Source organism: Megalodesulfovibrio gigas DSM 1382 = ATCC 19364 (assembly GCF_000468495.1).
Lineage (GTDB): Bacteria > Desulfobacterota > Desulfovibrionia > Desulfovibrionales > Desulfovibrionaceae > Megalodesulfovibrio > Megalodesulfovibrio gigas.
Genome location: NC_022444.1, coordinates 2152676 through 2177847 on the forward strand (window position 1 = coordinate 2152676; position 25172 = coordinate 2177847).

Genomic DNA, 25172 nt, shown 5'->3' on the forward strand with positions numbered 1-25172 from the left:
CTCTAGTTTTTTCTCGCGTCTTCCCTGGCAACCTTCCGCGCCTCGTCCATTTCCCGATGGCAGCCGGAGATGAACGCAAGCACGCTCATGTCGCCGTCATCACCGGCAACGACGGCGTGGCGGGCGAACAGGGCTTTGTTCTTGTCGGTACAGGGCAGCTCGTTGCCGTCTTCGCCGTAGACGCCCTTCCAGCCCTTGATGCTTTTGATCGCCAGCGCATACCGGGCATCCCCGGCATGGGGCTCCACCACCACCTTGGAATCGCCCTTGGAGAACTGCCAGGACGAGGACACGCCCAACCCCTCGCGCTCGTCCGGCGGGAGGTGATGCAGTGTCAGCACGCCGCCATCGGGGTCGTTGGGAATGGGAAAGTCCTGCACAAGGATCTTGGTCTTGATGCGCATTGTCCGTTGTCCTTTTGAATGGGTTGGCCAAGGGAACCAGGGGCAACACCGTAGTTCCCTTGACGCGGATTAGAAGCGGCCGCCGTGCAGGGTGATGGCATCGCCAGCCACTTCGCCGGTGATCGCATTGCCCGCGTGGTCCGCCGTGCCCTCAAGGGTCAGCGTCCCGGCAGCCACGGTCTTGATGAGGTACTGGCCATCGTCGGCAGTGCTGCCTTCGATGATCAGCGTCTGCCCGGCCTCGAAGCCGGCGGTCACAAAGCCGCTGGCGGAATCGGTGATGGTCGCATCGCCAGCGCCGCCGGAAACAATGGCGATGGTGGAGGCGGTCAGGTGCGTCATGAAGTACGCGCCGTCGCCGTTGCAGAGCAGTTCCACGGTGATAGGGAAAAGGCCGTTTTTATTGGCTTCCCCGGGGGAGACGTTGGAGACCTGGAAGCCGGACGTGGCGTCTTTCGCCAGGTCGCAGGTGTAGAAGTCCAGCAGGTTCAAATAAGCCCGAACATCCGTCAGCTTGGAGTTGGCCTTGAGTGCCGCGCGAAGCACGCCCTGGCCAAACGTGTCCCCGGCCATCATGTAGCCGGAAAACTGCATGGAGCCGTATTTGCCTTCGCCGTTGAATTGCACGCCGAAGTCACGCCGGAACTCCGACGCCTCAATGGGCGTCCGGCTGGTATCCGGCAGTTTCATGGAGTTCAGGCCCTTGACCACCGCCTGATTGGCGGTGCCGTACCCAACAACAAGCGCAGCATCGGCTGCAGGCAGAAAGTTCGCAGTAGCCATTCTTGACACCTCGATAGGTTATGAAAGTTGCTCCACCATACCCAACAGCTCGACGGCCCCGGAGAACAACCCGGACTCGTCGCGCATGGTTTCCACGATATCCACACGCTGCAACGTGAAGGCCGCAATGCCCGTGGCAGACAAGGTTGCGCCTTCAAAGAGGTCGCAGACATTGCCCACCAGTTGCTCCACATCGCCGGCCTTGGCGGCGAACGCGGAGAACAACACCCCGGCCCACTGCATCCGCTCCGTGAACGTGTCTGCCGGGGCGATGACGCGGAAGGAAAACACCACAAACGGCGTGGCCCACTGCTGCCAAGGGTGCAGGTACGCCAGCCTGCCGGAGGTGGCGACGTACAGCGGGCTGGTCGCGTTGGCGTTGAAGTGCGCCATAATGGCCGCACGAATGGCCGCGCGGGGATCGCCCTTGACCGCAAGCCGCCCGCTCACATGCCCTCCCGGCCCACCACTTCCATGGCATCCAGCCACCAGAAGTCAGGTTCCGTGTCGTCAATGTGCGAAATGTTCAGCACCCGGCTGCCCCAGAGTATGCGGTGCTTGATGGTCAACCCGGCGAAGGGCCGAATCTTGATCTTGTGCGTCACGTAGCCCTGATTCTCCATGGCCAGCCGGGATTCCTGCCCGCGCACGTCGTCAATGTCCGCCCACGCCAGCCCGACGTCTGCCCAAGCCGCGCCCCATTCCCCGCCCGCGTCCTGCGTCGGGGTGTTGGCCTGCACCATCACGGGGTGCCTGAGTTGGCCGGCGCGCAACATCAGGCCACCACGCCATTGCTGTTGGAATTGCCGGCCCGGTCGCGGGGATCAGGCGCAACCATGGTCAAGTTCAGGGGGGCGCAGACTTCGTTGTCCTCATCCATCAGAAGGTCATAGCCAACCCGGACCTTGCCGCGGTCGTGGTCCATCTTGATGGAGATGTTCACGGCGTCGTCAGGCAGGCCCAAGAGTTCCATCACGGCGTCGATCTTCTCAGCGGTGGTCATCACATCCCTCCCGGCACAATCCAGGGGTCAAGGAGCCCGTCCACGTAGGACCTGGGCAGTTCCACGAAGCTCTGCGACCGGCTTTCCATGGCGAGGCTCTCCCGCTGGGCGTAGAGGTCTGCCACGCGAATCTTCAGCCACGCCACGATGCCGGGGGGCAGCACGGCCACCTCCGGCGATTCCGTCTGCGGAAAGCCACAGACATAGGTGATGCTCACGGCGCCGGGCCGAATCACTGTTTGCGGCCAAGCCTCACCGCGATACAGCCGCGCCGGCATGGTGCCGCTGGAGTTGTCCACGACGTAGTCCACGCCTTCGACCATGGTCTGCGTCTCACCCGCAGCATCCACATAGACGACGCTTTCCACCCTCTGGAGGGGCGGAAAGGGCAGCTCAACATAGGCCGTCCAGGCCAGCCGGGAAGGCCAGGCGTCCAGCGTCAACACCCGCGTGGCCTGGAGCCACTGCCGGTTGGTCAGGTGCTCGCCGTAGGATACCGCCGCGGCCAGAGCCGCCAGGATCAGCTCGTCCTCGGCATCATGCGTCACACGCAGGTGGGCCTTGAGCGCGTCCAGGGGCAGGGCCTGGGCCGTGGGGGCGATGGTGATGCGAGATCGATGCGTCATGATGCACCCCGGCAGGGCGGTTTCAGGGTTTCGACTTCTGCAAGAGCCGGGAGCGTTCCCGACTCCTCAGAAACCAAAACACTACTTTTTGACGGCGGCCTTGCCCTTTGCGAGGGTGGCCGCCGGAGTGGTCGCCGAAGTCCCAGTGGATACAACCGCAGGCTCCTCCACGACTTCCTCCACGACGTCTTCCACGGCCACCGCCCGCCCCCGTGAAATGAAGTGCCGGGCGCCGTCTTCGCTCAGGTCGTAAATCTGACCCGCCTTGAACTGCCGGCCTTCACGGTCCTTCACCACGTAGTCTTCGATGAACCTGACCCTGGCCATGGCTAGGCCACCGTCACAGAGGCCAGGCCCGAGGCGGGGCCATGCTTGGTGCGGCCCAGGACCACAGCCGCAACGGGGCCGCCCGTGGCATCGGCGTGGGCCACCCCCACCTTCACGTGGGCCTTGGCATGGCCGGCCAGGTCGTTGTTGTTCAGGACCAGCACCACCTGGGTATTGTCGTTGGAGCCGGCCGCCGCGGTGACGGTCTTCAGGGCCGTGGCGGCGTTGCTCCCGTTGGCGTCGCAGGGCACCAGGGAGACCACCACGTCCGCGGCGGCCATGTCGCCCAGGGTCACAATGGCCATGAGGTCGGTGACGTCTGCCATATCCACCACATCGGAGAACACGGTGCCTGCGGCGGTGTTCACCGTGGCGGGGTCAATGGTGGCCAGCACGCCCAGGTTCTCGGCAAGATTCGCATTGTGCAGCATGACTCTTCTCCTTCTGCTCTCCATCAGGAGCGCCCCGGCCCACTGGAAGCGGCCGGGGCGTTTCCGTGTGGGATTAGCCCGCCCGTTCTTCCAACGCGACGAAGCAGGACAGGGTGTTGATGCCTTCACGGGGCGCGATGGCGGTATTCCACCAGGGCTGGCCGGCCACGCGCATGACAAAGCGGTAGGCCGTCACGTCATAGTCGAACCAGAGGTGGATGGAGATTTCCGAGCGCAGGCCGCCGACCTTGGTCACGGTCATGTACTGGCTCAGGTCGGCCAGGATGATGTCCCCCTCGTCCCCCAGGGCATTGCAGGCCTGGGTAGGGAGGATGGGACGGCCCATGAGGGTCGAGTACGGCGTGGCGCTCAGGCCGCCCGCGGGCAGGTAGGCCGGGAAGGCCCCCGCGGTGGACGGGAACTCCATAGTCATGAGCTGGGCTTCCACGTCGGGGTGGATGAGCCAGGCCGCATTGGCGCGGCAGGGGGCGTGCATGCGGGTCCACATCTTCACCAGGTTCTTGTAGAGCACCGTGTCTGCCGCCTGGCCGGCCTCCTTGGCCACGCGCACCAGACTGCCGGCGCGCAACAGCCCCTTGGGCTGGCCCACGCCCGTGCCCTGCACAATGGCCAGGTTCAGCTTGAAGTCGAACTTCTCGGGCACCTTGCGCCGCAGGTAAGCATCCAGGCTGGGGGCGTCCTCCATCAGCTCCTCGGTCACGGGGACCAGGGCGGTCAGCTTGTGCAGCTTGATGGTATCCTCGCCCAGGGCCGGCTTGCTCTGTTTGATCTGCGCGGCCTCGTCGGTCCAGTAGGCCTGGATGCCGCCGGAATCCTGCCAGGGCGTGGTCTCGTCCTTGGGCATGGTGATGGAGTTGGAGCTGGTGGTCAGGCCGTCGGTGCGGGAAATGAGCGTCTGTTCCCCGAAGACCTTTTCCATGATGGCCAGGCGGAAATCGGGCGGGATCATGTAGCCGCCATCCGCCCCGGTGCCTTCGTTGCCATAGGTGGTAGGCCCGCTCTGCACCAGCCGCGGGTCCACATAGCCGCCCTGGCGGGACGCCGCGCGCACCGCGGCGGCAAAATCGCCCATGGACCGCCAACCCCAGCGGCCCCGCTCTTCCTGGGAGGCAATGTGCAGGCCGCCCGCCGGGCGGGTGCTGCGACGGGGGGCGGCCTGCGGGGCCTGGGCAGGCAGGCGGGGGGCCGCCGCATGCGGGGCGGGCTGGGCGCCAGGATGCACGGCGGGCTCCTGCTCGGCGCGATACTCGTCATCGTGCTGCGTCTGGCGGCCCAGGCCCTCGCGCAGGCGGTCGGACTGGGCCTGCACGCTCCTGCGCCGGGCGATTTCCGATTCTGTGCGGTGGAACTCGGCGGTGATGTCGTCCAGCTCCGCGGCCTCCTCGTCGGTCAGGTCCCGCTTGCCGGCGTCGGCCGTGGCGAGGATGGCCTCGGACCGCTCGTTGAGCTCCAGCAGGCGATTCTGCAAGGCCTCAATCGGGCTCCCGTCGCACAGGATGAGGGCGGCGGGGTCAATGTCCAGCGCACGCTGGAGCAAGGCATTGAAAGTCGTCATCAGGATACTCCTTGTTTGACTTTCGGGTTTGTAGAAACCCCGCCTGATGGAGGGGACATTCGTTTTGCCGTGAGTTGCATGCGGTGCAGCCTGGCCTGACGGGCGGCTAGGCGCGGCCGGCCGGCCATGCCGCAGGCTGCCTGCGCGGTGGCCACCAGGGCCGAAGGGGCGCGCTTGAATTTCTGCATGTCCACATGGGCGAAGGCCGCCACGGCGATTTCGCCGGCCACGCCGTCGATGAAGCCCTGAGCCAAGGCCTCCTCCGCCGTCATCCACGTTTCCGCGTCCATCATGGCCCCCACGACGTCAGCGCCCAGGCCGGTCCTGTCGCAGTAGGTCTTCAGCAACTGGCCCTGCACCTTGTCCAGGGTTGTTGCCATTTCCCGCAGCTCCAGAGCCGTGCCGGCCGCCACCACCCAGGGGTTGTGGATCATGAAGAACCCGTTGGCCGCCATGCGGACTTCGTCCCCGGCCAGGGCGATGATGGACGCGATGGAGGCGGCCAGCCCGTCAATCTCCACTTCCACCCGGGCCGGGTGCTTGCGCAGGGTGTTGTAGATGGCCGTGCCGTCGAATACGGACCCGCCCGCGCTGTTGAGGTGCACCGTGATGTGGGAGACTTTGCCCAGGGCCTTGATTTCGTCGGCAAAGCGCTTGGCGGACAAGCCCCCAAGCCAGCCTTCGCCGATGTCTTCGTAAATCCAGACCTCGCCGCGCTTGCCCTGCGCGGCCACATGGAACCCTTTAGGCTTCATCCCTGTCTCCGTTGGTGATGGCGGCAAAGACATCGCCGGTTCCTGGGGTGCCGTCCGTGTCTTCATCTGCCGGCTGAGATTGCCCGATGCTGTCCAAGGGCACGTTCTGGCTCTGCACCGTGAGCACGTCCGCCTCCGGACCAAGGGTGTTGAGCCCGCGGCGCCGGCGGACCTCGTTGCGGGTGGCAATGCCGTTGGCCACCAGCTGGACGTCGGCTTCGGCCCGGGCCTTGGCATCGCCCTCGGTGAGCCAGTCCAGGTCCATGGCCACCGTGAACTGGCGGTTGGTCGTCGGAAACAGCTTGAAGGCGGCCTCTTCGCACATCCGCTTGGCCCACGGGGTCAGCGCGTCGCGCACAAACTCCAGGGACTGATGCTCGATGTTGCTGAAGGTGGCGTGGTAGAGGTGGGCCACCTTGTGCGGGGGCACCCCGAACCAGCGGCAGCACTCCTCCACCAGAAACTGCCGGGACTCCACAAATTGCGCCTTGTCCGGCATGGCGCTCATTTCCTGGTACTTCATGCCATTGGCCAGGATCAGGAACTTGTGCGCCTGGTCCACGCCCTGGTGCACGGCGTTGACGGATTCGCGCAGAAACTGCACCTGCTCCTGGTTGAGATTGGCGTCCGTGGTCAGCAGGCCGCCCATGTGCGCGCCGTTGCCAAAGTACGCCGCCCCGAAGCGTTCCATGGCGCGGGTGTGCGCCAGGCTCTCCGCGGCCACCCGCACCACCTCGAAGCCAGACACCCCGTCCAGGCCGGGGCCATGCAGGTGAAAGACATTGCGGTATGGCAGCACCGCATCCGGCGCGCCATAATTGCTGACCCGCACCACCAGTTCCCGGGTGGCCCGGTCCCGCTCGAAGGCCACCCGTTCGGGCATGATGGGCCACAGGGCCACGGGTCTGCCGGCCATGTCCCGCTCGATCTCGGCGAAGAAGTTGCCGAAGATCAGGGCCTGAATGAGCATGGCCTCCTTGAAGGAAAAGGCCGTCATCTCCGGATTGGGGCGCACGTTCAGCACGCGGGCTGCCGGATGGTCCCGGCGCAGGTCCCGGTTGCCGTCGGGGCGTTCGGCATAGACCTCCCAGTTGCAGGAGGCCAGGGCCTTGGAAATCACGCTCACGCAGGCCCACAGGACGGAAAGCTGCAAGGCGTCATCGGGCGTGATGCGCACGCCGGCCAGGGGCCTTTTCCAGACCACCCCGCGCACGGGGCTTTGCACGGCATCCGGCGTGGTGGCGCGGGAAAAAAGGCGTTTCAAATACCCAAACATGTCAGGCCCACACGGCGACAGGGTTAAACTGTTCCTGCGGCGTCACCCCCACCACGGCCCCGTTCAAAGCCATGGCCAGGGCCACCAGGCCGTCGATGCGGCCCGTGCTTTTCTGCTTGTCGAACTTGCGGTTGCCGGCCGGGTCGGTCTGGATGCGCGTGTTGGCGGCGCACCAGGAGAGCACCGGGTGGTTGCCGTGGCGCAGGCGGCCCTCCACCACCAGGTCTTCCACGGTCTCCACGGCCGGCGTGAAGTCCTTGAAGCCCTGGCCATGCTTCACCAGCCGGATGCCGTCGGGGAGCTCGTCTTCTTCGCCGTCAATCCAGGCGTCCACCCCGAGCTTGTCCAGCTCCCGCAGCAGGTCATAAATGCGGTAGCGGTCGAACTTGAGGGAGGCGAAGCGGAAGGCCGCGTGCAGCTCGGCAATTTTGCGGGCCACCCATTCATAGTCGATGGTCTTGCCCGGCTTGGCTTCCAGGTGGCCCTGATCCCGCCAGAGCACGTAGGGGATGTGGTCCCGCTCCCCGCGCTCCCGCAGGCCGTCGCCGGGGGTCCAGAAAAAGGGCAGCACGTGGTAGGTGCCGCCGGCGTCGCAGGCCGTGAGCACCAGGGCTGTCAGGTCGTTCTTGCCCGAGAGGTCCAGGCCGGCGAAGACCTCGGCGTCCTCGAACACGTCCATGTCGGGCTCGGCGCCGTTGGCCTTCCAGACGCCGGGGGTGATGAAATGGGCCGCGGCGTCCACCCGCTGGTTCAGGTGCAGGTTGCGAAAAGCCGCCTCGGCGCTGGCCATGCGCTGGGCCTTGGCCGCGGTTTCGCGCATGGTGGGCAGGGAGCAGAAGTCACCCAGGGCCGGGTTGCAGGCGTGCCAGGTGGCCTCGTCCCAGGGGTCCGCGTCTTCGGGCGCGGCGAACACGAAGGACTTGAAGGTGGGGTCCTGGACCTCCCCGGCCCGGACCTGCTCGCCGTAGTCGATGAGCTGGGAGAGCAGCGCCTGGTCGTCGGGGGCCTGGGTGGAAAACACCCATACCAGGGGCTCAGCATGGGCGCCGCGGGAGGTCATGAGGGCGTCGTACAGGGCGCGGTCGCTGCCGAATTCGGCCAGCTCGTCAAAGAAGATGACCGACGAGCTCTTGCCCATCTTGCCCTTCTTCTCGCCCGAAAGCACCGAATAGCGGGAGCCGGACACCGGGTCGATGATCTGCTTGCGGGACTCGATGACGTTCAGACGGGCCTGCAACTCATCGTCCATGTAGACCATGGCGCAGGCGTAGTTGAACAGGATGCCGGCCTGGTCCCGGTCCACGGACAGGGAATAGAGCTGGCCATTGCGGATGGCCTCGGGGCCGCAGAGATGCACCAGGCACAGGCCGGCCACCAGCGCGGTCTTGCCATTCTTTCGCGGGATGGACAGCAGCGCCTCGCGGACGGTCCGCAGGCCCGTGTGGGCGCAGACGGGGCCGTAGACCTCATAGATGATGTCCTTCTGCCAGTCGCGCAGCACAAAGGGCTGGCCGGCCCCGGTGCCGTCGGGCAGGCGCAGGGTCTCCAGAAATTCAATAACCGCTGCGGCGCGGAGGCTATGGCGGAAGGGGCTAGCCACCGTAGAGCTTCCTCTTGGGCCGGGCCGTGTCGGCGTCCTGGTCGATGGTCACGCCCTTTTTGCGCAGCTTGGTGGAAAGGGAGGTCAGCAGCGCATTGGATTCCTTCCAGACGGCAAGCCAGGGGTTCTTGCGGCGGACCTCCCCGTATTCCGTCAGCACCAGCACCACTTCGCCTTCCTTGCGCAGGGCCTTGTCCGCCTTCACGGCCCGGACTTCGGCCTCGCAAAACTGGCGCAGCAGGCACACGGCCTCGGTGTCAAACACGCCGGGGGAGTGCTCCGCCACGATCTGCACGAAGAGCTTGCGCGCCTGGACGGACATCCCCGAAGGAGGCGCAGGCGGCTCTTTGACTCGCTTGCCCACCTCTACGGCGTGCAGATACTGGCCCTGGGGCTTGGGTCCGCGCGCGCCCATTATTGCGCGCCCTCCTGATTCCCCCCCTGGTTCCCCCCTTGATTCCATGGATGCAGGGGATCCAGGGGCCAGCCCGTGGCGTCGCAACCGGACAGGAGCCCGCCGTTGTCCTGGCGCTGCTTGTGGCGGCTGTGGCAGGAGGCGCACAGGGGCTGCAGGTTGGCGCGGTTGAAGGGCGCACCGCCATCGGCAATGGGCGTGATGTGGTCCACTACCGTGGCGCACACGACCTCACCGGCCCGCGCACAGAACCGGCACAGCGGCTCCTCGCGCAGCACCCGCTCGCGCAGGCCCTGCCAGAGGGACGTATTGTAGGGCCAGCTGGCCATCACTTGCCCCCGCCCAGCAGCCACTGCCGCAACCCCAACGTCACCACGGTGCCGAGGGTGCCGATCAGACCGATCAAAATGAACAGGATCAGCCCCTTGCTCAGATGGGAGGCCAGGGCGTCCACCCGCGCATACCAGGCCATGACGCCGCGCAAACGCTCGATACCGTCCGGCACGTCGCGGCCGCCCACATCCCGGAAGACGCCGAAAAGATGACCGATTTCCTTTTGCTGCTCCTCGTTCAGGATGCAGCGAGGCCGGCAGGCGTCGCGCAACTCGCTGGTGAAGGGGCTCAGGGCCTCCGCCATGGCCTCAGCCGTGGCTTTCTGGATGATCGCCTGGAGTTCGCGCCGCTGGGTCTCGGTGAAGGTCGAGGCCTCCGGCTCCGCAAAGACGCGCTTCGGGGTCTGTTCGTGCCCGTCGTTCACCGCCCTGCCTCCTCGCGTGTCTGCGCCGGGTTCGCGCCTGCGCCCAGGCCTTCCGCGCTTCGGCCACCAGTTGCGTTGCGTCCATCAACCACATCCTCCAGGGCCGAAGGCCACGCCGAGGCCTGGCGCTTGTAGCAGTCCAGGGCGTCTTCCAGCAGGCCGATGTACACCTGGGCCAGACTCCAGTTGCGGGCCGTGGCCTCGATATTGACCGGAGCGCAAAGCTCCCAGCCGCGGAACACCTCGGGCACGTCCAGGGTCCATGGCGTGTAAACCGGCGGCACGGGCCGGCCGCAAAGGGTGAACTGCTGGATGACGTCGATGGGCTCCGCCGGCACCTTCGGCGTCTTGGGGGCGCAAGCGGTCAGGGAGCACAGCAAGGCAAGCATGAACAGGCGTTTCACTGGTCCACCTTCCCCTGTGCCCCTTCATTCAGCAGCTCGATGATGACCTGATGATCGAATCCAGGATCCTCAGTGGCCGGCACGGCAGCCACCGGCGCGGCGCTGCCGACTGCCGGCTTCTTCCGGGCCGAGGCGATGCGGTCCAGCAGCCGGGGAATCTGCGCCGTCCTGCCCAGACAGGCGGCCAACTGCCCCTGCACGGCCGCCGTGGCGTTGGCCATGCGCAGCCGGTCCAGTGTGCGCAGGGCCTCCACGCTGGCCGCCCTGGCTGCCTTCGCTTCCAGGCCGATGATGGTCGGCTCGTCGAACATGCGCCGGGCCTCCCACCCACCAAAAGCCGCGCCGGCAATCAAAATTACCAGCACCACCAGACGGGCCTGCAGGGGAAGGATCGAGGTCAGGGAAATCATTGCTGCTCCTCGCGAGGGGGCTGTTCAAACCGCCGCTGCGCCACCTTGCCGCCAACGCTGGCGCCCAGGGTGATGCCCAGGAGCACTGACGGGTCCTGGTACTCGCCCGTGGTCAGCACGTGGGCCGCCCACACGCCGAACACCACTCCCACTGACGCCAAAGAGGAAACCAAGGCCACCACGCGCATGGTGGACAGCCCGCCGTCCGCGTCGGCAAGGACCTGGCCGAGAATGTGAGCGAACAAGGACATGGGCGTTCCGACCGGCCCGGCGCCGGGTTCGGTGTCGCCTTTCATTGCATGCGCTCCTGCACTTTGCGGGCATAGGCCCGGCCGGCGTCCGCCGTCGGGCTGCCCGCGTTGTAGGCGGCCAGCACCCCGGCCCAGCCATGGCGGTCGAAGAATCGGGCATGAAGATGGCGCAAATGCTTGCAGCCATAGTGCGCGCCCACCGCGGGGACGCACAGTTCGGAAAGGAACACGCCCTGAAACCCGCGCTCCCGGGCCACGGCGCCCATGACCTGCATGAGTCCCCAGGACGTCTTTTGCGCGGCCCACTCCGTCAGGCCGCTGCAACCACGCAGGGAGGGAAAGGATTGTGGGGGGCTGGCGCCTGGGGTGGACAACGGGCGAAGGTCCCGCGCATCCACCAGCCAGCGATACTGGGGCTCAAACCGAATGGCGTAGGAGTTGAGGCCCGATTCCACCTTGGCCACGGCCACGACCACGTTGGACGGCAGCCCAAATTCCCCGGCAGCCGCGTCCAGAATCGCCAGAATCGCATCACCAGACATAGCGCTCTCCTTGCGGAGCGACGTGCTATTCGATTTCGATACGCATTCGCCCCACAAAAAGATTCATATGCGATATTGGGAAAGATGAAAGAGTCTAAAACGATCTATTTCGTACCCAAAAAAACCGTTTTGTATCAAAAAGACCAGCTTGCAACCAATTACAAGGAGCACTTGGTGAAGGCGAAGGGGCTGGCGCAGTAGGGCCAGGGGACTTGCGGCGGAGGCTGGGGTGGGTTGTTGGTTTGAGATCGGACAGAATGTCTGGAGAAACTATTCCGCCTTGATGAGCCTGGTTGTGTAGAATTAATTTGACAGCATGGCCTTGCTTGCTTACTGGCAAGAAAAGTTCACTTTGCAAGATAACTCAATTCAACCCACTACCCGCAGAGGAGGCGAGATGGCAAGGCCCATTGAAGCGACCCCGGCGCTGACGGGGAAGGGTGCTGCAGAATTCATCACGGCCGCGATGAACCCCAAGCCGTACACCCCGCCGACGTTCAACACCCAGAAAATGCACGAAGCCGTGCGTAAGATCGCTGCTGCGCGTGCCCAGAAATAGCCTGGAATACAACGGTTTTCGCATAAACCCCGTGGAGGACTTCTCGGTCTTCACGGGGTTTTCCTGTTTGCGTCCAGAAGACAAGGACCGCGACCTGGACGAATTCATCAGGCATGATGCGGAGAGGCACTTCAAAGACAAGGTGGCGGTCACCTATCAGTTGGAATCAGTGGTTGATCCGGAATTGGCCGGAATCCCACTGGGCTTTGCCACGCTGCAGAACGACGCCATTCGCATCAATGGCGACGACAGCCTGCCAGACATCTGCGTCCAGTATCCTTATCGGGCTTTCCCTGCCGTTAAAATTGGTCGCTTTGGCATTCACGTTGACTACCAGCGCAACAACCTTGGCTCCCTGTTTTTGTTCATGCTCAAGTGGTTACTGACAACGGAAAACAGAACCGGCTGCCGGTACATCACCGTGGATGCACGGCGGGACAAGAAGAACAAGATTGATGTCACGGGGTTCTATCGGCGGAATCAGTTTGAAGAGCTGCCGTGGGAAAGCAAGACCTCAAAATATGTGCCCATGTACTTTGACCTGATCAACTTCGAGCCGTAAACCGTCTCGCTGTTTTCCTTGCCACCCATGGCCGTCAACCCGCCCCGCCTCACCTTTCCGTGGGGCGGGGTTTTGTTGCCCCTCCCCGGCGTACCTGCCATCCCGAAAAGAACCAGGCGACGCCTGCGGGGGGTGATAAAAGCAAACGCTGGCAAACAGTGATTTTTTTCAAAACAGCCTACCAAAAACCCAAGGGCTTGCGATTTTCACCGCAAGCCCTTGAAATTTCTGGTCGGGATGAAAGGATTTGAACCTTCGACCCCCTGAACCCCATTCCAGAAAACTTGGTTGTATCCATTGAAATTATTAACTTTTTGTTTTGACTGTCAACAGTTCACCGGAGGTGTTAAATAGGTGATAGAGGCTTCCGGTTCACCAGGAGGTTGACCGGGGTGGCGTGCTGTTTTGATATACTTACTCGTTAAAATTCACTTAAATCCTTACCAAATGGCGTAACTACGCCATTCTTAACAAAGTCATCCATTTTATATTTTCCATCTTCGGCTAGACCTTCTTCTGTAAGAGCCTGGTGCCATTTTGCCAAAGCATTTGTTTGGGATTCATAGTCAGTATTCCAGACTGGCTGCATATATTCTATCCACAACTGGACTTCTCTAACGGATGGGCACCTTTTATTCGAAGTTGACAGTAACTCAGCAGTTTTAAGTAAAAAGATGGCTAGCTCTTTATCCACCACCTCATGTGGATTGGACCAATGTTTTCTTCCGTAACATCCAGAATAAAGACTCATTGATTTTATATTATTCAGGAGCTTTGCGTTTGATCTATTGAACAGCTTTCTGAAATCGGCAAGCTTTCTAGCTCCAGACAAGGCCATTGTCAAAAACATCCACATAAAATTCTTATCTGTATGGGACGAAAATTCTCTCCATATGGCCTTTATTGAGTCATCGTCTCCGCCTAAAGCTATGCGGCGTAGTATTGATAACTTTCCTATCTCTTCTATCGAAAGGATTGCCAAAGCGCATGAAGATGGATATCTTCCTGCATCAAATAATATCCGTGCGTCATTAGCTAGTCTTTTCGCATTGTCAATTACGCATTCCATTCCTTTTGCTACATCTTCTGGCGATAGCTCTCCACGATACGGACTTAAGCTTAAATCGGTGACTGTTTTATTATTTTTATCAGGCATAATCGAAATCCCAACGACATTGAGCAATAAGATTAAGCTGGCAATTCAGTCGCACATGACGATACTCGACCTGAATACTCTTGCAGACAACCAGCTTCTAACCATTGAAAAGTCATAGAATTATCTCACGAGCTGGGTATGTTTAGCGAAGGGTAATAGATAGGTGTTAAAAGCTCCCGTTTCGTCGAATGGTTGGCCAAAGTTGGTGTAACGATGCGACCTGAGAACCGCAGCAGCAATTAGGCACTTACACAACCATACTAATGATGGAGATAAGGGTGTAAAGTTATTGATTGCTGCTACATGAAACGTCAGTCATTCTCTTCTGGCATGGAGGTTAATTGTTTCAAATAAGTGGCTTCATCAGATTCCAAAAGTGTTCTTGTTGATTCGTTGTTTAAAATTTGCCAAGAGATATTCTCCTTAGTTACATTGTATTCATTACTCCAGCCGCCTACTAAAGTACCAATTTGTTCTTCCGAGTCTCTTACTAAGCGCATTGCCAATGTTTGAGGGAATAACAACTCAGCAGCAAATGCATTAGCCCTTTTTTCAAAGAATTTTGGCGTAGCACCTCCTAAAACTTCACAGACATCTAAAGTACTGTTCCTGTCAACTAAGAGGTGGCAGATTTCATGAGCTAAGGTGAATAATCTCCCATGTGAATGTGAGCATTTGTTTCCTTCTGCTGTATTTAAAATAATAATAGGACCATGTTTTTTCCCCCAACAGGCTACAGCTTCAAGAGATGTTCCTCCAAAGACATGTTCATGAATTGGAATATTCCATGATTTCAGTAAGTCGTCAGGGTTAACAGGAGTGTCATGAGTTACTTTTAAATACTCGCGCAATTTTGCTGCAATAGTATAACCCTGCCGATACGGGGCTCTCCCCCAATGGATCCAACCTATCTCAGTTGTTGCTGCTTCTAGCAATTTACTATCTATATGCCCAGATGATTTGATTAAATTTAAAATATTTCGTTGCTGCTCTAATGTTACATATCCACTGCTTAATCTTGCAGCAGCAAAAATTTCACTTTCAATGAGGATGTGATCTACCCACTCCAGTTCCCAATAATCTTGATTTGAATTAGAAAGATAATTAAAGTCATATTGATTCATGCTTGCAATCAAGTACAGTTTGTCATTGATAATTTTTCTTGAGTTATCGTCTTTATTTTTCCATGCGTTAAGAATTGACTTGATATTTCTATCGTTAATATCTTTGATCCATGAAACAATTTCATTACCAACATTCTCAAAAAAGCTATACGCTTTATGCAAATCCACAATAGTTTGTCTTTGCTCGGCTGAAAAAATTAAATTTTTTCCTGTCCGAAGAATAAATACCGAAGGAATCTCTATCCCAGGAACAGATTCAGAGAGATCATGTCGTAGAAAAAAAGATTTAAGATTAGATTCCTTTTCAGGCGTGGAGTGGTCTTTAGAAAAAATAAGGTTTCTAATTTTCTGAAATTCACCATTCCAGTATGTAGGAATAGATTCTGGAGGCACTGCAAAAGGAATATTTTGCTCTGTAAAAATCCATGACCAGTTGCTAGCTAAAAAAGACAGTAAGCCAAGCCAATTCCACTTTAAGGGTACAGTATTCGGTTCATGACCAGAAGACCATACAGGTGTGTTGTCAATGGATAAAAGGATTTCACCATAGCCGAATCGTTTATGTCGGCTACTGGTTAGTCTGCTCATTTCAATTGAGACTTTATTCTCAATGTTGAATCTAGCCATACATCTTCATCCATTTTTTAAATTCTCTAGCATGCCCACTTTTTTTGGCTCGTTCTTTCAATTGCGCAATGATACTTGAGTCAATGTCGTTTGTTTTGTTACAAGGGAATCCATGGTAGCAGTTGCTGAATTCCCCACCGACCGCACGGTATACAACACCACGATAAACATTGTAAAAATTTTTTGGATATTGCGTTGTGTCAAATGGAGAAGCGCAATCTGGGATTGCATCTTTTAACAGTTCAGTCGCCTCACTAAGTTTTAAATCCTGAGGGCATTTGCCTATCAAGTGTCCTCCACTAGATTGAAACCCAGCATAATTCTTTTTCCAACGATGCTTCGGACGTCCTGGCGTAGGGTCGTACTCTCGGGATCCATCATTCTTCAGTTCTATATCGCGTATCATTCACAGATTCCACTATTGTTAACACAAGCAGTTGACTTTGTCTAATTTGCATACGGAGAGGAGACTAGCACTCATCCCAGAATTCGTGTAACCACCTTAGTTTGCGAGGATTGTCTAGGGAATTTGTTTTATTGAATAATTCAAGTTGGCACAACACGTCAAGAACTTGCTCACTCATCTCGTAACAGTTCAAGGTGAACACGGTGCTTCTGCCATTCATCAGTCTGAAAATTCAGTTTTAATCCAGTCAACTTCTAAAACTTGTTCATGTCAACTACTAATGTCTTTATACCTTGTCGTGACTACCTCACTGCCATTTTCTATTACACGGCGAGTTACTGTTTTCCTCGTTAAGGAGCCATCGGCGATGCCTACCGCATTACATGAAGACGCATTTAATCGCTACAGTATAAATTTTTAGTCTGCGGCATTTTGTTTGCTTGAGGTGTGACATTGATGGCATGCCCTGGCAAATATCTCAGTGTAAATGCCATGAGCTTCAGGAAACAACACTTCTGTCAAAGTAGTGTATATTGGATCGTGATGGAATTTTGATTTTTTACCCTCTGAACAAATTGATCCCCATGCTTCCACTTTGCGTTCCTTTATTGAATCACTCGTCTCATCTCTGCCATATGCTTTCATTGCACAGCAAAACAAGAAGTAGAGAGGTGTATGTGATATAAACACATTGTCATATATGTTCTTAAAATTTGTATAATTCCAGCCACTTCCATTTGCGCTAGGATCACCAGTTTTAGCAGCATTCATCATCCGCAGGTAACCCTTTAGTCTCACTTTGATCTTATTGTCACATAGGTTCATTTCAGGAAAGAATTGACTTGCATGCTTGGCCAAATCGTCTACATCAAGTGCCGGATCGAAAGATTTGAAAAACTGTTCCTTCAGGTTTTGAAGACGAACTTCTTCCGCTTGCTTTTTCAACTCCGCAGCAATAGCTGCTCTTTTAGAGTTGTAATCGAACCAATAAAATAGCTGCTTCTCGACGTCTTTATTTAACATCTCAAAGTCAATTATTGTCGAATGCCCTGAATGAGAAAGCTTGCCATCCTGAAGCTTCGGCTCAACCCAAAAGCACTTTAAGCAGAGTCTTTGATGTTGATCACACAAGTTTCGAGCTTCCTGATCTAACACTATGGCATTCATATTGTTAGCGTGAAAAGTATCTAACTCCATCATCCGGGCATTGCAAAGAGAAAACTTATTAAACACCCAGACGAGTAATTCACCTTTTTCACGATAAAAATCTCTCCTTTCTAATATGACATCGAGAAATGTGGTGGACAATTGAATTTCAAAAACTACATGGAGGGTTCCATTATACAAAGCCCGAACATCTGGTTTCCGCCAAGTGCTTGGGTCTTCACCCTTGACTACTTCTTCAACTTCGATGCCAGAGAACCTAGAATCGAATTCCAATACCTTGCGCAAATCTTCCTTCATCGCCTTGTGCGGCAGAGACTCTTTTTGACCATTGAATTTGGCGGCAAGAATACGTTCTTTGGTCCAGTTCTTCTTATCGAGTTGGGGGCAATTATTTTCTCGTTGAATATGTGCGAAATAAAATCGATCTCCATTTCGGTGACAATTCAGGCGCAGAGGTTTATGGCAATAAGGACAAATCATCAGCAAATGATCGTCCTCAGTAATTTTATGTTGTCTTGCCAATTCTCTACGCAACGTCATTGCACTATTCACGTCACTACCAATTGCTTCCTGCGCAAGAAGTACATCGCCAGAAACTAAATCTAAAACTTCTTTTACCTCTGGATTGTCACAGCAGAGGTTTTGGCTATTGTCGAGATTGCCAGCTACCCTTTTGTATTCAGTATCCATAGCGATCGACTTGTTACGTTTAGAAATACGGCGGGACTATTTCAACCCTTCAAGCACCTGCTCCAACTCATCTCGCAACGTCTCAAGCTGAGTACGGAGCTCCTCCCTTTGCTCTGGCTGGATGCTGCCTATATCTGGACCTTTCAATTTCTGGAGCTGAGTCGAGGCGGTTTTTACGGCCCTCACGCTGCTGCCAAAGTTAAACCCTCGTTCCTCGTCCATCTCGGCAGCTTCCTTCTTTTTCTTCTTGTACGCTGCCTGGGTCATGCCACTGTCTTTTAGATGGTCCCATTTCTTGGCTTTGGCTTTCGGTCCTTTGGCTTTGGCTACTTCGACCAACACCCACTGGGAAACATCTTTGCGCTTTCGAGCCTCATCAAGAATTTCTTCGGGAATCTTATTGATAGACAATATCTCGCTTACACTGGACATGGATTTGCCAATCATCGTTCCAAGGTGATCCAGCCCGTATTTTCCTTCTTCTCTGAGTTTGGCTAAACCCTCAGCCAATTCAACCGGATTCAGGTTCTCACGCTGGACGTTCTCAATGAGAGCGATTTCTTGATGCTTTCCCTCAACAAACATTCCTGGAATAGTTCTGAAACGCTGAAACAGTACTTGCAGCTCTGGGTCGTCAGGGTTCTCTTTCGCCTTCCGCAGGATGCTCTTGATGGCCTTGACCCTCCGCTCTCCAGCTACAACAATGAGCTTTCCATCATCCTCTCTTTGACGAAAAACGATGGGCTGCATGAGCCCATATGCTTTGATAGACTCTTTGAGGGCTTCCAGGGCTTGCTTGTCGAAAAACTTCCTGGGCTGCTCCTTATCTTCAAGAATATCCCCAACGGGAAGGTCATAAATCTTTCCGTCTACGTATTTTGCTTCGTCGGAAACTTTAGCGTTTACATCAAATTCGTCAGCCATTGCCCCCCTCCTTTCATATCATTCGTCAACCAATAGCATGTATGATTTTAGTCTATTGCAGAAGAACTTCGGTCAACCGAAATGTCGTCTCTTGCACTGGCCCTGCCCTGGCATCTTTTCCGTGACCAACGATCAAGCCCGAGGATACCTTCAGGACTCAACATCCCTTACCTAGACGGAGTCCTTATGCGCTTCGACAACTTTGAACTTATCTATTCTTACACTCGAAAACAAGCACTTGCGGGCAGGGTTCTCATCGAGATCAGTCAGGAGGCAAAAAAGACGGCTTCAAAATACACGCCGCAATCTCGGCTAATCATTTTCACCTTTATATCACACCTGCTGCTGGCTTGGAAGGAGAGGGACAATCAGCCCGTGGCAGACTTCATGATGTACTGGAAATGCTCAAAGCTGCGGCATCTGTGTCGCTGGGATGGATCACACGTGTTCTTTGACGTGATGCTTCTGAAGCACCCCCGAACCATAGAGAAAGTGAATTGCTCGGAATGGTAGGCCCTGATGAGGATGGAAGCGCATGCTTGACGATTTGTCTTCCGAAGGACCGTTTACTATGAAGTACGTCAGGATACCATCACGAAGATATTATCCTGATGATGCCGTACAGGCGGCGAATCGATTCACTGTCTGCCCTTATTACGTATTCTTGAACGAACTGCCTCAAATCGTCGCTATGTGCCTGGAAATCCTCAATGTCAAACAATTCAACAAGAGAAACCTCCAAAGCACTACCAATCTTCTCCAGAATCGCAATAGTCGGATTGGCTTTTCCTCGTTCAACATCGCCAAGGTATTGAACGGAAAGGCCCGACTTCTCCGCCAGTTTTTCTTGAGTCATATTTTTGGCTTTCCTCAAGAATCTCAAATGATCACCAAAAGCGGTCTGCAAATCGTTCATCATGCCTCTCCTTGAAATAGCAAGGATAGACGATGAAACGCACTGTCAACATAATCTATGGACTATTTTTTGCATATAAACATAAACTATATACGAGTTTTCTAGCCGACACCTCGTATATCAACAGTTTTTAGAGTTCCTGACGAACGGCGCAGGTATTATTTTCCTAGCAAGGCGGGGATAGATCGATGTCTCTGGTAATCAATCACAACCTGATGGCAATGAATGCCAGTCGGAACCTCGGCACCCATTATGATTCACTGAGCACATCCGTTCGACGTTTATCCTCGGGGTTGCGAGTGGATTCAGCGGCAGATGATGCAGCTGGGCTGGCTATCCGTGAAATGATGCGCGCCGATATTTCCACCATAAACCAAGGAATCCGAAACGCCAACGACGCTATATCAATGATTCAGGTGGCAGACGGAGCACTGCAGGTCATCGACGAAAAGCTGATCCGTATGAAAGAGTTGGCAGAACAAGCAGCAACAGGAACCTATACTTCCGATCAAAGATTGATAATCAACTCTGAGTTTCAAGCAATGGCATTGGAGATTCAAAGGATTTCAAAGTCAACAGACTTCAATGGGGTTAAACTTTTGGATGGTAGTCTAAGTGGCACTCATGATGGAACGTCGTTGACTTCTTATGGGGCTGCAAAAATCCACTTCGGAACAGGTAATAATAGTTCTGAAGATTATTATTACGTTAACATTGCCGACGCAGGATTAGTTAATTTGGGCTTAGCGACAGAGCCACTGAATGTTCCTTATGTTAACAATGATATTGCAACCCAAGGAGTATGGTTCTTTATAAATAGTGGAGTGGAACTTGTTGGTGTTATTCCCGTTGGAGCTCAGAATGTTTCAATTGAAATTAACAGCTACATTAATGACAACGACATTCAAGTATTCACAAGAGACGGGAAGCATTTAGCTGGAACAAATCTTGATGATTATGTTTGGACAACAAGTTGGTTCACAACGCCTCCAAACAACATTACAAGAGGAAATGTGAATCAAACCCTCATAATTGAAGATAACGGATTTTTTAGCAATGCCAAATATGACGACTCAAACTTAATAGATGGAAAGACTGTTAACTATGACTTTGCAAGACCCAACGTAGTTTCGAATTATCGCAACATGGAAATAAGATATAGCGGAGATTCAGATACAAACAACAATGGGCACACCGATGACGATGTGCCTGTCTCAAGTTCATATGAAAAACTAGAGATAAATAATGTCAAAGAAGACCTTATAATCATTTCTGTTGGTGGTGGAGGGTTTGATGTTCGAGGAACTTGGGATGTCTTAGAAAATAATATTTCTGACTCATTTCTTCTTTCTGGAGGTGTAAAAGTCGAATCAATCGCAAGTCAAGAATTAGCACAAAGGATGCTAGGAAAAATTGATGCGGCCATTGTAAAAAAGGATGGCATCCGTGCAAACCTCGGCGCACTGCAAAATCGTCTACAAAATACTGTCTCTAACCTTTCCATCCAGGCCGAAAACCTCCAAGCATCAGAATCCCGTATCTCCGACGTCGATGTTGCAACAGAGATGACCGAATTTGTGCGACACCAGGTACTAACACAATCGGCAGTAGCTATGCTTGCACAAGCGAATAGTCTGCCCAGAATGGCATTGCAATTAATTACAGGGTAATCACTATTCAGCAATTTTAAATAGATATTTCCATAAAATGGGAGGTATCCATATGCTTTAAAAGCATCAATCATGAGAAAGATGACGGTTTAAAATCAACAACCTCAAAATCGGAGGTATGATGCAAACGAAGAAATGCTACAAGTGCGGTGAAGAGAACCTTTTGAAAGCAACCGCCTGTTTCAATTGCGGATCAAAGCTTTCTAACGGTGCAGCAATCATGAACCTTTTTAAAATTGGTGGAATTCTCTTGCTCTTCTGGATAATCAGCAAGTATTACGGATAAATTCAATTGGACTTCTTCTGAGGCAAGTTGTCTTCAGAAGGAGTCCATTTTCTTTTTTTAATTGCAGATGCAGATAAAGACCATCCGTGGGTAAGCTTAATTACAATGGTCAATTATCGATGAATTTCGGTCAACCGAAATCTTGAGTGAATATTTCCACACTCCCTTTTTTTGTGCAGCTGTCACGACTCGCCCTGTATTTCGCACATAAACGCCCTCCAGCTCGAAATTTCATCAAACCCCTGCCCAACTCTGCCCCATAAGCCAAAACGGGCAGGAGGAGGGGTTTATGCACGTTCCAGAGGCCATTGGCAAAAGGGGTTCAAACGGCAAGTTCCTCTAATTCGTGACTCTTTGTTGTCCTTCCTAAAGATATCCCATGGAAAACACCACTGGAGGTATCGACAATGGCGAAAAAAATATCACCCGAGAACAAGAAGCAGGTGATGGAGTCGAAGTACGATCCGATCAAGCTTCGGCAGTTGTGTGAAGCAGGTGTCACCGCCATGGAGGCAAAGCAGGCCCTGGGCTTGAGTTCCATGCAGAGCTTGCGTCAGCACCTGATGAGACTTTCCGTCGAATCACAGAACCTCATGACCCTACCCGGATTGTATGAGAGAAGCTCAACTCGGGCTAGATTGACGAAACAAGGGATCAAACTTTCCCTCTCCAAGCTCAAGGCTTCCGGGATCGAGTACCCCGAGAACACCGAATTTCGCATGGAGTTCGATGAGGAGCGAAATCAAATTCTCCTGACCTGGATGGGCATAGGCACCGGCCAAGTCGACCAATACGAACCCTCAGACATTTCGAATGTAAGGTAAAAAGGGGAGCCACGGCAATAAAGCTGCTGTGGCTCCCACTGTCTTTTTTTATAAGAGGTTTAACAACATGAAGCTGGGGGCTGTCATCATACAGTTACTTGTCTATCCTGTCTCACACAAGCTCTCATTGACATTGCTGTAAATAAATTTTTTCCGTCAATGATGGAATTCAAAAAGCAATCTTTGTACAGGGCGAGAATTCTTCTCTACTTATCCATGTTATTGAAGTAAAAACCTGGAATGGGTGAGCTTGATGAATTAGCAATCACAATGAAACCGCCCATCAACTTAGACGCAATTATAGGCTAGAAATCGAACTTAAAAAAGGGGCTGTGACGCCAAAGCATCACAACCCAATTTCCTTTTTACATTTCTATAACAATTTTAATGTGTTCAAATATTCTATATGTAACATCCAGATCATCAATGTCATAATCTTCATTGCCAATCGCAACAGGTTTCATCATCACACGTATAGTTGCATCTTCAGGTATTTTATGTTTTGCAACAAATGCATGAATACAACGTGCAACAAAAAACTTTAATCCTTCTTCTTCGAAATCAATTTGCATTATAATATCTCCATTTAAATTGTTATACAATCAATGCATCACGCTGATACAATTCATGCGCGTTTGCATTGCAGACTATACGTGACATATATTTATACAAAATTTTATGAAAATTCGATGCTTGCGATCTTGAAGGCATTGTATAAGGGATAATCTGGACATGCGTATGGTGAGCATATTGAACTTAAAGAGTGGATAGATATTAAACTTCGCCCTCGTGACCACCTTTGCCGTTCAGGATATCCTCCCAAAAGAAAAATCCACTTGAATGCTGATTGGAGGATCAAATGAATAACTCGAATGATAGCAAAGCAAACATTGACATACTAGATGAACTCATAATCAATTTTCGACCAATAGAGCAATTGTTCAAAGTCATGTCTGCCACTGATGCTTCAATTGGTGGTGATCTTGTGCGTCAATATGCGGAGATTGGATTATGCTTGACAGCAATTTTTCGGATACATCTTACAAAAAACTTTACTTCAAACGGCGAAAACATGGACGACAAGATAGAATGTAATCATAATTCTTAAGATTGATTACAAATCATATCTAATCACATTACTCATGGTGTTTTGATTGGAATATCAAAACACAGCAGTTTTTTAGTTGAATTAACTATGTCGTGAACGCATTTTTTATTATGAGTACGCCTTCTGTGCAGCACATTGAACTCTAATATCGTTGTGAGGCTTTAAATGCCCATCTCATTGCAAATGATTATAATTTAGATTTATAATTGTCGGCTTTTGAAGTATCAACGGCAACATGTCTTCATCTCTTGCCGGTCGTTGCGCTATCGGTCTTGACAAAATGAATTTCAATGCTATGATGGAATTTGCTTAAGACTCTGACAACCACCACTGCAATTAACTGCCAGATTTAATTCAATTTTACTACCTGAAGGAGATAGACTATGAATGACCAGGGAACTAAAAAGAGAAAGGTTTCTGAGGAGGAGATCAACAATTTTGCACATGCACTTGTTGATAAATTCAAAGACAAGAATGATAATGACGAAATTTATCATTCTGAAATTTCGGGACAATTCAATGTCTCTTCCTCTGTGGTCGATAAAATTTACATCAGGGCAATCGCACTTGGCCTTCCGAAGTTGATTTTAAAACAGAAAGAGAAGAAAAACGACTCAACAGAAAATCCTTTTATCAACGATCGCATGAGCATAATGATCGGAAAATCAGTTATCAACAGACTCAATGAACAAATCGAAAATGATAAATTCGAGGTCAAAGACGAATTCAAAGTTGAACTTGATGACGACAAGATAGTTCTGACTAGAATTAAAAATTAGTCAAACAACTTGAATTACTCCAAGGGGCGGTGCTTTTCGCATCGCCCTCTTTTTTATTAATTACATCTATGATTTGTTTTAATTATATCAAACATGAGTTCTATCAAGCTTTCAAGCCAGTGCCTTTGAAAATGATTTTGGATATCCTTTTGAAGTTTTCAATATTTAAATCAAAAGGATGCTCCCATGTCGAACGATGAATCCTGGAACGTGATCTACACCTACACCCGTGCCCAGGCAATCGCAGATGGAGTTCTGGTCGATGTCACAACGCAGGCCAGGCAGTCCGGTTTTAAGGTGCCCGTGGCCGTGACTGAACGGCTGTTCCACCAGTACATCATCCCGCCTCCTGGGCTCGAAGGAGAGGGCCAGAGCATCGAAGGCAGACTCCACGATCTTTTTTTCCAAAGCATCATGACCGCCCAAAAGGCTCGTGGCAAGGACCGGGTGGCGTTCGAGGTGCTGTTCTTGATGCGTCCCGGAGAGCATGAGACCGTGCACTGCATCCTTCACATAGGACCCGGAGATGCAGGCGAACCCGTAGTGACAATCATGCTGCCAGGGGATGAATGAGGAGGGCTGCCCCAAACCCGGTCCCTTGGGATTCCCTGGGCCAGGTCCTTGGTTTCCCCTTGGCATTGGGCCATACTGGGGCCCTCCTGGGAGAAAAATTGGGGGATGGGCTTTCCTGTCCCCCTTGGCCAACATCCCAGGAAAATTTATTTTTGCCCCAAAGACTGTATTTGTCCCAGCACCGCAGGGATACAATCATCTGTAATTAAACGAGAATTTTATTAAAAAAATTCTTGCGCTT

General features: G+C 53.5%; 32 protein-coding genes and 2 pseudogenes. 8 read left to right on the forward strand and 26 right to left on the reverse strand.

The window, feature by feature from the left end:
- Positions 1 to 2 precede the first annotated feature (2 nt).
- The 19 genes from DGI_RS09450 to DGI_RS09540 form a co-directional block, all read right to left on the reverse strand.
- Positions 3 to 404, reverse strand: a complete 402-nt coding sequence (locus tag DGI_RS09450) for a hypothetical protein (protein ID WP_021760714.1) — start codon at positions 402 to 404, stop codon at positions 3 to 5.
- A gap of 69 nt (positions 405 to 473) precedes the next feature.
- Positions 474 to 1187, reverse strand: a complete 714-nt coding sequence (locus DGI_RS09455; RefSeq protein ID WP_027192797.1) for a hypothetical protein — start codon at positions 1185 to 1187, stop codon at positions 474 to 476.
- 18 nt (positions 1188 to 1205) lie between these two features.
- Positions 1206 to 1637, reverse strand: coding sequence for a hypothetical protein (locus DGI_RS09460; RefSeq protein WP_021760718.1), 432 nt, complete (start codon positions 1635 to 1637; stop codon positions 1206 to 1208).
- Positions 1634 to 1963 (reverse strand): phage head closure protein, encoded by a 330-nt coding sequence (locus DGI_RS09465; protein WP_021760720.1) that lies wholly within the window; start codon positions 1961 to 1963, stop codon positions 1634 to 1636. Before DGI_RS09465 ends, DGI_RS09460 begins: the two co-directional genes overlap by 4 nt.
- Positions 1963 to 2190 (reverse strand): hypothetical protein, encoded by a 228-nt coding sequence (locus DGI_RS09470; protein ID WP_021760722.1) that lies wholly within the window; start codon positions 2188 to 2190, stop codon positions 1963 to 1965. The genes DGI_RS09465 and DGI_RS09470 overlap by 1 nt, the downstream gene beginning before the upstream one ends.
- Positions 2190 to 2816 (reverse strand): head-tail connector protein, encoded by a 627-nt coding sequence (locus DGI_RS17215; protein ID WP_021760724.1) that lies wholly within the window; start codon positions 2814 to 2816, stop codon positions 2190 to 2192. The genes DGI_RS09470 and DGI_RS17215 overlap by 1 nt, the downstream gene beginning before the upstream one ends.
- Positions 2817 to 2897: 81 nt before the next feature.
- A complete protein-coding gene (locus tag DGI_RS09480) occupies positions 2898 to 3143 on the reverse strand; it encodes a hypothetical protein (protein ID WP_021760726.1) in 246 nt (81 codons plus the stop codon).
- Between the two features lie 2 nt (positions 3144 to 3145).
- Positions 3146 to 3574: a hypothetical protein gene (locus DGI_RS09485; protein ID WP_021760728.1), complete on the reverse strand. Its 429-nt coding sequence runs from the start codon at positions 3572 to 3574 to the stop codon at positions 3146 to 3148.
- Between the two features lie 73 nt (positions 3575 to 3647).
- Positions 3648 to 5150 carry a phage major capsid protein gene (locus tag DGI_RS09490; RefSeq protein WP_051286219.1) on the reverse strand — a complete coding sequence of 501 codons (1503 nt, stop codon included), beginning with the start codon at positions 5148 to 5150 and terminating at the stop codon, positions 3648 to 3650.
- Positions 5150 to 5905, reverse strand: coding sequence for a head maturation protease, ClpP-related (locus tag DGI_RS09495; RefSeq protein WP_021760731.1), 756 nt, complete (start codon positions 5903 to 5905; stop codon positions 5150 to 5152). Before DGI_RS09495 ends, DGI_RS09490 begins: the two co-directional genes overlap by 1 nt.
- Complete coding sequence (locus DGI_RS09500; RefSeq protein ID WP_021760733.1) at positions 5895 to 7181, reverse strand: phage portal protein; 1287 nt, start codon at positions 7179 to 7181, stop codon at positions 5895 to 5897. The genes DGI_RS09495 and DGI_RS09500 overlap by 11 nt, the downstream gene beginning before the upstream one ends.
- A 1-nt stretch (position 7182) precedes the next feature.
- Positions 7183 to 8781, reverse strand: coding sequence for a terminase large subunit (locus DGI_RS09505; RefSeq protein ID WP_021760735.1), 1599 nt, complete (start codon positions 8779 to 8781; stop codon positions 7183 to 7185).
- Entirely contained in the window at positions 8774 to 9196 is a 423-nt protein-coding gene (locus DGI_RS09510) for a P27 family phage terminase small subunit (RefSeq protein ID WP_021760737.1), read from the reverse strand. The genes DGI_RS09505 and DGI_RS09510 overlap by 8 nt, the downstream gene beginning before the upstream one ends.
- A complete protein-coding gene (locus tag DGI_RS09515; protein ID WP_021760739.1) occupies positions 9196 to 9525 on the reverse strand; it encodes an HNH endonuclease in 330 nt (109 codons plus the stop codon). The genes DGI_RS09510 and DGI_RS09515 overlap by 1 nt, the downstream gene beginning before the upstream one ends.
- A complete protein-coding gene (locus tag DGI_RS09520) occupies positions 9525 to 9953 on the reverse strand; it encodes a hypothetical protein (protein ID WP_021760741.1) in 429 nt (142 codons plus the stop codon). Before DGI_RS09520 ends, DGI_RS09515 begins: the two co-directional genes overlap by 1 nt.
- Positions 9950 to 10357 carry a hypothetical protein gene (locus DGI_RS09525; RefSeq protein ID WP_027192796.1) on the reverse strand — a complete coding sequence of 136 codons (408 nt, stop codon included), beginning with the start codon at positions 10355 to 10357 and terminating at the stop codon, positions 9950 to 9952. The genes DGI_RS09520 and DGI_RS09525 overlap by 4 nt, the downstream gene beginning before the upstream one ends.
- Positions 10354 to 10767 (reverse strand): hypothetical protein, encoded by a 414-nt coding sequence (locus tag DGI_RS09530; RefSeq protein ID WP_021760743.1) that lies wholly within the window; start codon positions 10765 to 10767, stop codon positions 10354 to 10356. The genes DGI_RS09525 and DGI_RS09530 overlap by 4 nt, the downstream gene beginning before the upstream one ends.
- Positions 10764 to 11063, reverse strand: coding sequence for a hypothetical protein (locus tag DGI_RS09535; protein ID WP_027192795.1), 300 nt, complete (start codon positions 11061 to 11063; stop codon positions 10764 to 10766). The genes DGI_RS09530 and DGI_RS09535 overlap by 4 nt, the downstream gene beginning before the upstream one ends.
- Positions 11060 to 11560: a lytic transglycosylase domain-containing protein gene (locus DGI_RS09540; protein WP_051286217.1), complete on the reverse strand. Its 501-nt coding sequence runs from the start codon at positions 11558 to 11560 to the stop codon at positions 11060 to 11062. The genes DGI_RS09535 and DGI_RS09540 overlap by 4 nt, the downstream gene beginning before the upstream one ends.
- 397 nt (positions 11561 to 11957) lie before the next feature.
- On the opposite strand from DGI_RS09540, the gene DGI_RS18770 reads away from it, so the two are divergent.
- A complete protein-coding gene (locus DGI_RS18770; protein WP_154661655.1) occupies positions 11958 to 12119 on the forward strand; it encodes a hypothetical protein in 162 nt (53 codons plus the stop codon).
- A 31-nt stretch (positions 12120 to 12150) separates the two neighbouring features.
- Positions 12151 to 12681 (forward strand): hypothetical protein, encoded by a 531-nt coding sequence (locus tag DGI_RS17220; protein ID WP_051286215.1) that lies wholly within the window; start codon positions 12151 to 12153, stop codon positions 12679 to 12681.
- Positions 12682 to 13102: 421 nt separating this feature from the next.
- Here the strand turns inward: DGI_RS17220 and DGI_RS17925 are convergent, their stop codons facing one another.
- From DGI_RS17925 to DGI_RS09555, 5 genes are all read right to left on the reverse strand, one after another.
- Positions 13103 to 13837 (reverse strand): AbiV family abortive infection protein, encoded by a 735-nt coding sequence (locus DGI_RS17925; RefSeq protein ID WP_021760749.1) that lies wholly within the window; start codon positions 13835 to 13837, stop codon positions 13103 to 13105.
- Between the two features lie 311 nt (positions 13838 to 14148).
- Entirely contained in the window at positions 14149 to 15588 is a 1440-nt protein-coding gene (locus DGI_RS17930; protein WP_021760751.1) for an ImmA/IrrE family metallo-endopeptidase, read from the reverse strand.
- Entirely contained in the window at positions 15581 to 15994 is a 414-nt protein-coding gene (locus DGI_RS18400; protein ID WP_021760752.1) for a hypothetical protein, read from the reverse strand. The genes DGI_RS17930 and DGI_RS18400 overlap by 8 nt, the downstream gene beginning before the upstream one ends.
- A 417-nt stretch (positions 15995 to 16411) precedes the next feature.
- On the reverse strand, positions 16412 to 17851 hold the full coding sequence (locus DGI_RS18405; protein WP_021760754.1) for a DUF6035 family protein: 1440 nt from the start codon (positions 17849 to 17851) through the stop codon (positions 16412 to 16414).
- A 36-nt stretch (positions 17852 to 17887) separates the two neighbouring features.
- Positions 17888 to 18775: a ParB/RepB/Spo0J family partition protein gene (locus tag DGI_RS09555; protein ID WP_021760755.1), complete on the reverse strand. Its 888-nt coding sequence runs from the start codon at positions 18773 to 18775 to the stop codon at positions 17888 to 17890.
- A 186-nt stretch (positions 18776 to 18961) separates the two neighbouring features.
- Between DGI_RS09555 and DGI_RS09560 the strand changes: the two genes are divergently transcribed.
- Positions 18962 to 19288 carry a hypothetical protein gene (locus tag DGI_RS09560; protein WP_021760756.1) on the forward strand — a complete coding sequence of 109 codons (327 nt, stop codon included), beginning with the start codon at positions 18962 to 18964 and terminating at the stop codon, positions 19286 to 19288.
- A 79-nt stretch (positions 19289 to 19367) separates the two neighbouring features.
- Here the strand turns inward: DGI_RS09560 and DGI_RS09565 are convergent, their stop codons facing one another.
- A complete protein-coding gene (locus DGI_RS09565; protein WP_051286213.1) occupies positions 19368 to 19694 on the reverse strand; it encodes a helix-turn-helix domain-containing protein in 327 nt (108 codons plus the stop codon).
- Positions 19695 to 19879: 185 nt separating this feature from the next.
- Here DGI_RS09565 and DGI_RS17935 point away from each other — a divergent pair.
- The 3 genes and pseudogenes from DGI_RS17935 to DGI_RS09570 all read left to right on the forward strand — a co-directional run.
- Positions 19880 to 20437 (forward strand): annotated as a pseudogene (locus DGI_RS17935) (flagellin N-terminal helical domain-containing protein); the annotation flags it as partial.
- 624 nt (positions 20438 to 21061) lie between these two features.
- A pseudogene (locus tag DGI_RS19240) lies at positions 21062 to 21361 on the forward strand (flagellin); the annotation flags it as partial.
- 693 nt (positions 21362 to 22054) lie between these two features.
- On the forward strand, positions 22055 to 22471 hold the full coding sequence (locus DGI_RS09570; protein ID WP_021760760.1) for a hypothetical protein: 417 nt from the start codon (positions 22055 to 22057) through the stop codon (positions 22469 to 22471).
- 365 nt (positions 22472 to 22836) lie between these two features.
- On the opposite strand, the gene DGI_RS18410 is transcribed toward DGI_RS09570, so the two are convergent.
- Complete coding sequence (locus DGI_RS18410) at positions 22837 to 23043, reverse strand: hypothetical protein (protein ID WP_144284162.1); 207 nt, start codon at positions 23041 to 23043, stop codon at positions 22837 to 22839.
- A gap of 919 nt (positions 23044 to 23962) precedes the next feature.
- Here DGI_RS18410 and DGI_RS09575 point away from each other — a divergent pair.
- Positions 23963 to 24358: a hypothetical protein gene (locus DGI_RS09575; RefSeq protein WP_021760763.1), complete on the forward strand. Its 396-nt coding sequence runs from the start codon at positions 23963 to 23965 to the stop codon at positions 24356 to 24358.
- Between the two features lie 186 nt (positions 24359 to 24544).
- A complete protein-coding gene (locus DGI_RS09580) occupies positions 24545 to 24931 on the forward strand; it encodes a DUF6573 family protein (RefSeq protein ID WP_021760764.1) in 387 nt (128 codons plus the stop codon).
- The last annotated feature ends 241 nt before the right edge of the window (positions 24932 to 25172 follow it).

What these genes read in the sequence shown, in the direction of transcription:
- DGI_RS09450 (WP_021760714.1), bottom strand. Translation starts at nt 404, where the DNA reads ATGCGCATCAAGACCAAGATCCTTGTGCAGGACTTTCCCATTCCCAAC.
- DGI_RS09455 (WP_027192797.1), bottom strand. Translation starts at nt 1,187, where the DNA reads ATGGCTACTGCGAACTTTCTGCCTGCAGCCGATGCTGCGCTTGTTGTT.
- DGI_RS09465 (WP_021760720.1), bottom strand. Translation starts at nt 1,963, where the DNA reads ATGTTGCGCGCCGGCCAACTCAGGCACCCCGTGATGGTGCAGGCCAAC.
- DGI_RS09470 (WP_021760722.1), bottom strand. Translation starts at nt 2,190, where the DNA reads ATGACCACCGCTGAGAAGATCGACGCCGTGATGGAACTCTTGGGCCTG.
- DGI_RS17215 (WP_021760724.1), bottom strand. Translation starts at nt 2,816, where the DNA reads ATGACGCATCGATCTCGCATCACCATCGCCCCCACGGCCCAGGCCCTG.
- DGI_RS09480 (WP_021760726.1), bottom strand. Translation starts at nt 3,143, where the DNA reads ATGGCCAGGGTCAGGTTCATCGAAGACTACGTGGTGAAGGACCGTGAA.
- DGI_RS09485 (WP_021760728.1), bottom strand. Translation starts at nt 3,574, where the DNA reads ATGCTGCACAATGCGAATCTTGCCGAGAACCTGGGCGTGCTGGCCACC.
- DGI_RS09490 (WP_051286219.1), bottom strand. Translation starts at nt 5,150, where the DNA reads ATGACGACTTTCAATGCCTTGCTCCAGCGTGCGCTGGACATTGACCCC.
- DGI_RS09495 (WP_021760731.1), bottom strand. Translation starts at nt 5,905, where the DNA reads ATGAAGCCTAAAGGGTTCCATGTGGCCGCGCAGGGCAAGCGCGGCGAG.
- DGI_RS09500 (WP_021760733.1), bottom strand. Translation starts at nt 7,181, where the DNA reads ATGTTTGGGTATTTGAAACGCCTTTTTTCCCGCGCCACCACGCCGGAT.
- DGI_RS09510 (WP_021760737.1), bottom strand. Translation starts at nt 9,196, where the DNA reads ATGGGCGCGCGCGGACCCAAGCCCCAGGGCCAGTATCTGCACGCCGTA.
- DGI_RS09515 (WP_021760739.1), bottom strand. Translation starts at nt 9,525, where the DNA reads ATGGCCAGCTGGCCCTACAATACGTCCCTCTGGCAGGGCCTGCGCGAG.
- DGI_RS09530 (WP_021760743.1), bottom strand. Translation starts at nt 10,767, where the DNA reads ATGATTTCCCTGACCTCGATCCTTCCCCTGCAGGCCCGTCTGGTGGTG.
- DGI_RS09535 (WP_027192795.1), bottom strand. Translation starts at nt 11,063, where the DNA reads ATGAAAGGCGACACCGAACCCGGCGCCGGGCCGGTCGGAACGCCCATG.
- DGI_RS09540 (WP_051286217.1), bottom strand. Translation starts at nt 11,560, where the DNA reads ATGTCTGGTGATGCGATTCTGGCGATTCTGGACGCGGCTGCCGGGGAA.
- DGI_RS18770 (WP_154661655.1), top strand. Translation starts at nt 11,958, where the DNA reads ATGGCAAGGCCCATTGAAGCGACCCCGGCGCTGACGGGGAAGGGTGCT.
- DGI_RS17925 (WP_021760749.1), bottom strand. Translation starts at nt 13,837, where the DNA reads ATGCCTGATAAAAATAATAAAACAGTCACCGATTTAAGCTTAAGTCCG.
- DGI_RS17930 (WP_021760751.1), bottom strand. Translation starts at nt 15,588, where the DNA reads ATGGCTAGATTCAACATTGAGAATAAAGTCTCAATTGAAATGAGCAGA.
- DGI_RS18400 (WP_021760752.1), bottom strand. Translation starts at nt 15,994, where the DNA reads ATGATACGCGATATAGAACTGAAGAATGATGGATCCCGAGAGTACGAC.
- DGI_RS18405 (WP_021760754.1), bottom strand. Translation starts at nt 17,851, where the DNA reads ATGGATACTGAATACAAAAGGGTAGCTGGCAATCTCGACAATAGCCAA.
- DGI_RS09555 (WP_021760755.1), bottom strand. Translation starts at nt 18,775, where the DNA reads ATGGCTGACGAATTTGATGTAAACGCTAAAGTTTCCGACGAAGCAAAA.
- DGI_RS09560 (WP_021760756.1), top strand. Translation starts at nt 18,962, where the DNA reads ATGCGCTTCGACAACTTTGAACTTATCTATTCTTACACTCGAAAACAA.
- DGI_RS09565 (WP_051286213.1), bottom strand. Translation starts at nt 19,694, where the DNA reads ATGATGAACGATTTGCAGACCGCTTTTGGTGATCATTTGAGATTCTTG.
- DGI_RS09570 (WP_021760760.1), top strand. Translation starts at nt 22,055, where the DNA reads ATGGCGAAAAAAATATCACCCGAGAACAAGAAGCAGGTGATGGAGTCG.
- DGI_RS18410 (WP_144284162.1), bottom strand. Translation starts at nt 23,043, where the DNA reads ATGCAAATTGATTTCGAAGAAGAAGGATTAAAGTTTTTTGTTGCACGT.
- DGI_RS09575 (WP_021760763.1), top strand. Translation starts at nt 23,963, where the DNA reads ATGAATGACCAGGGAACTAAAAAGAGAAAGGTTTCTGAGGAGGAGATC.
- DGI_RS09580 (WP_021760764.1), top strand. Translation starts at nt 24,545, where the DNA reads ATGTCGAACGATGAATCCTGGAACGTGATCTACACCTACACCCGTGCC.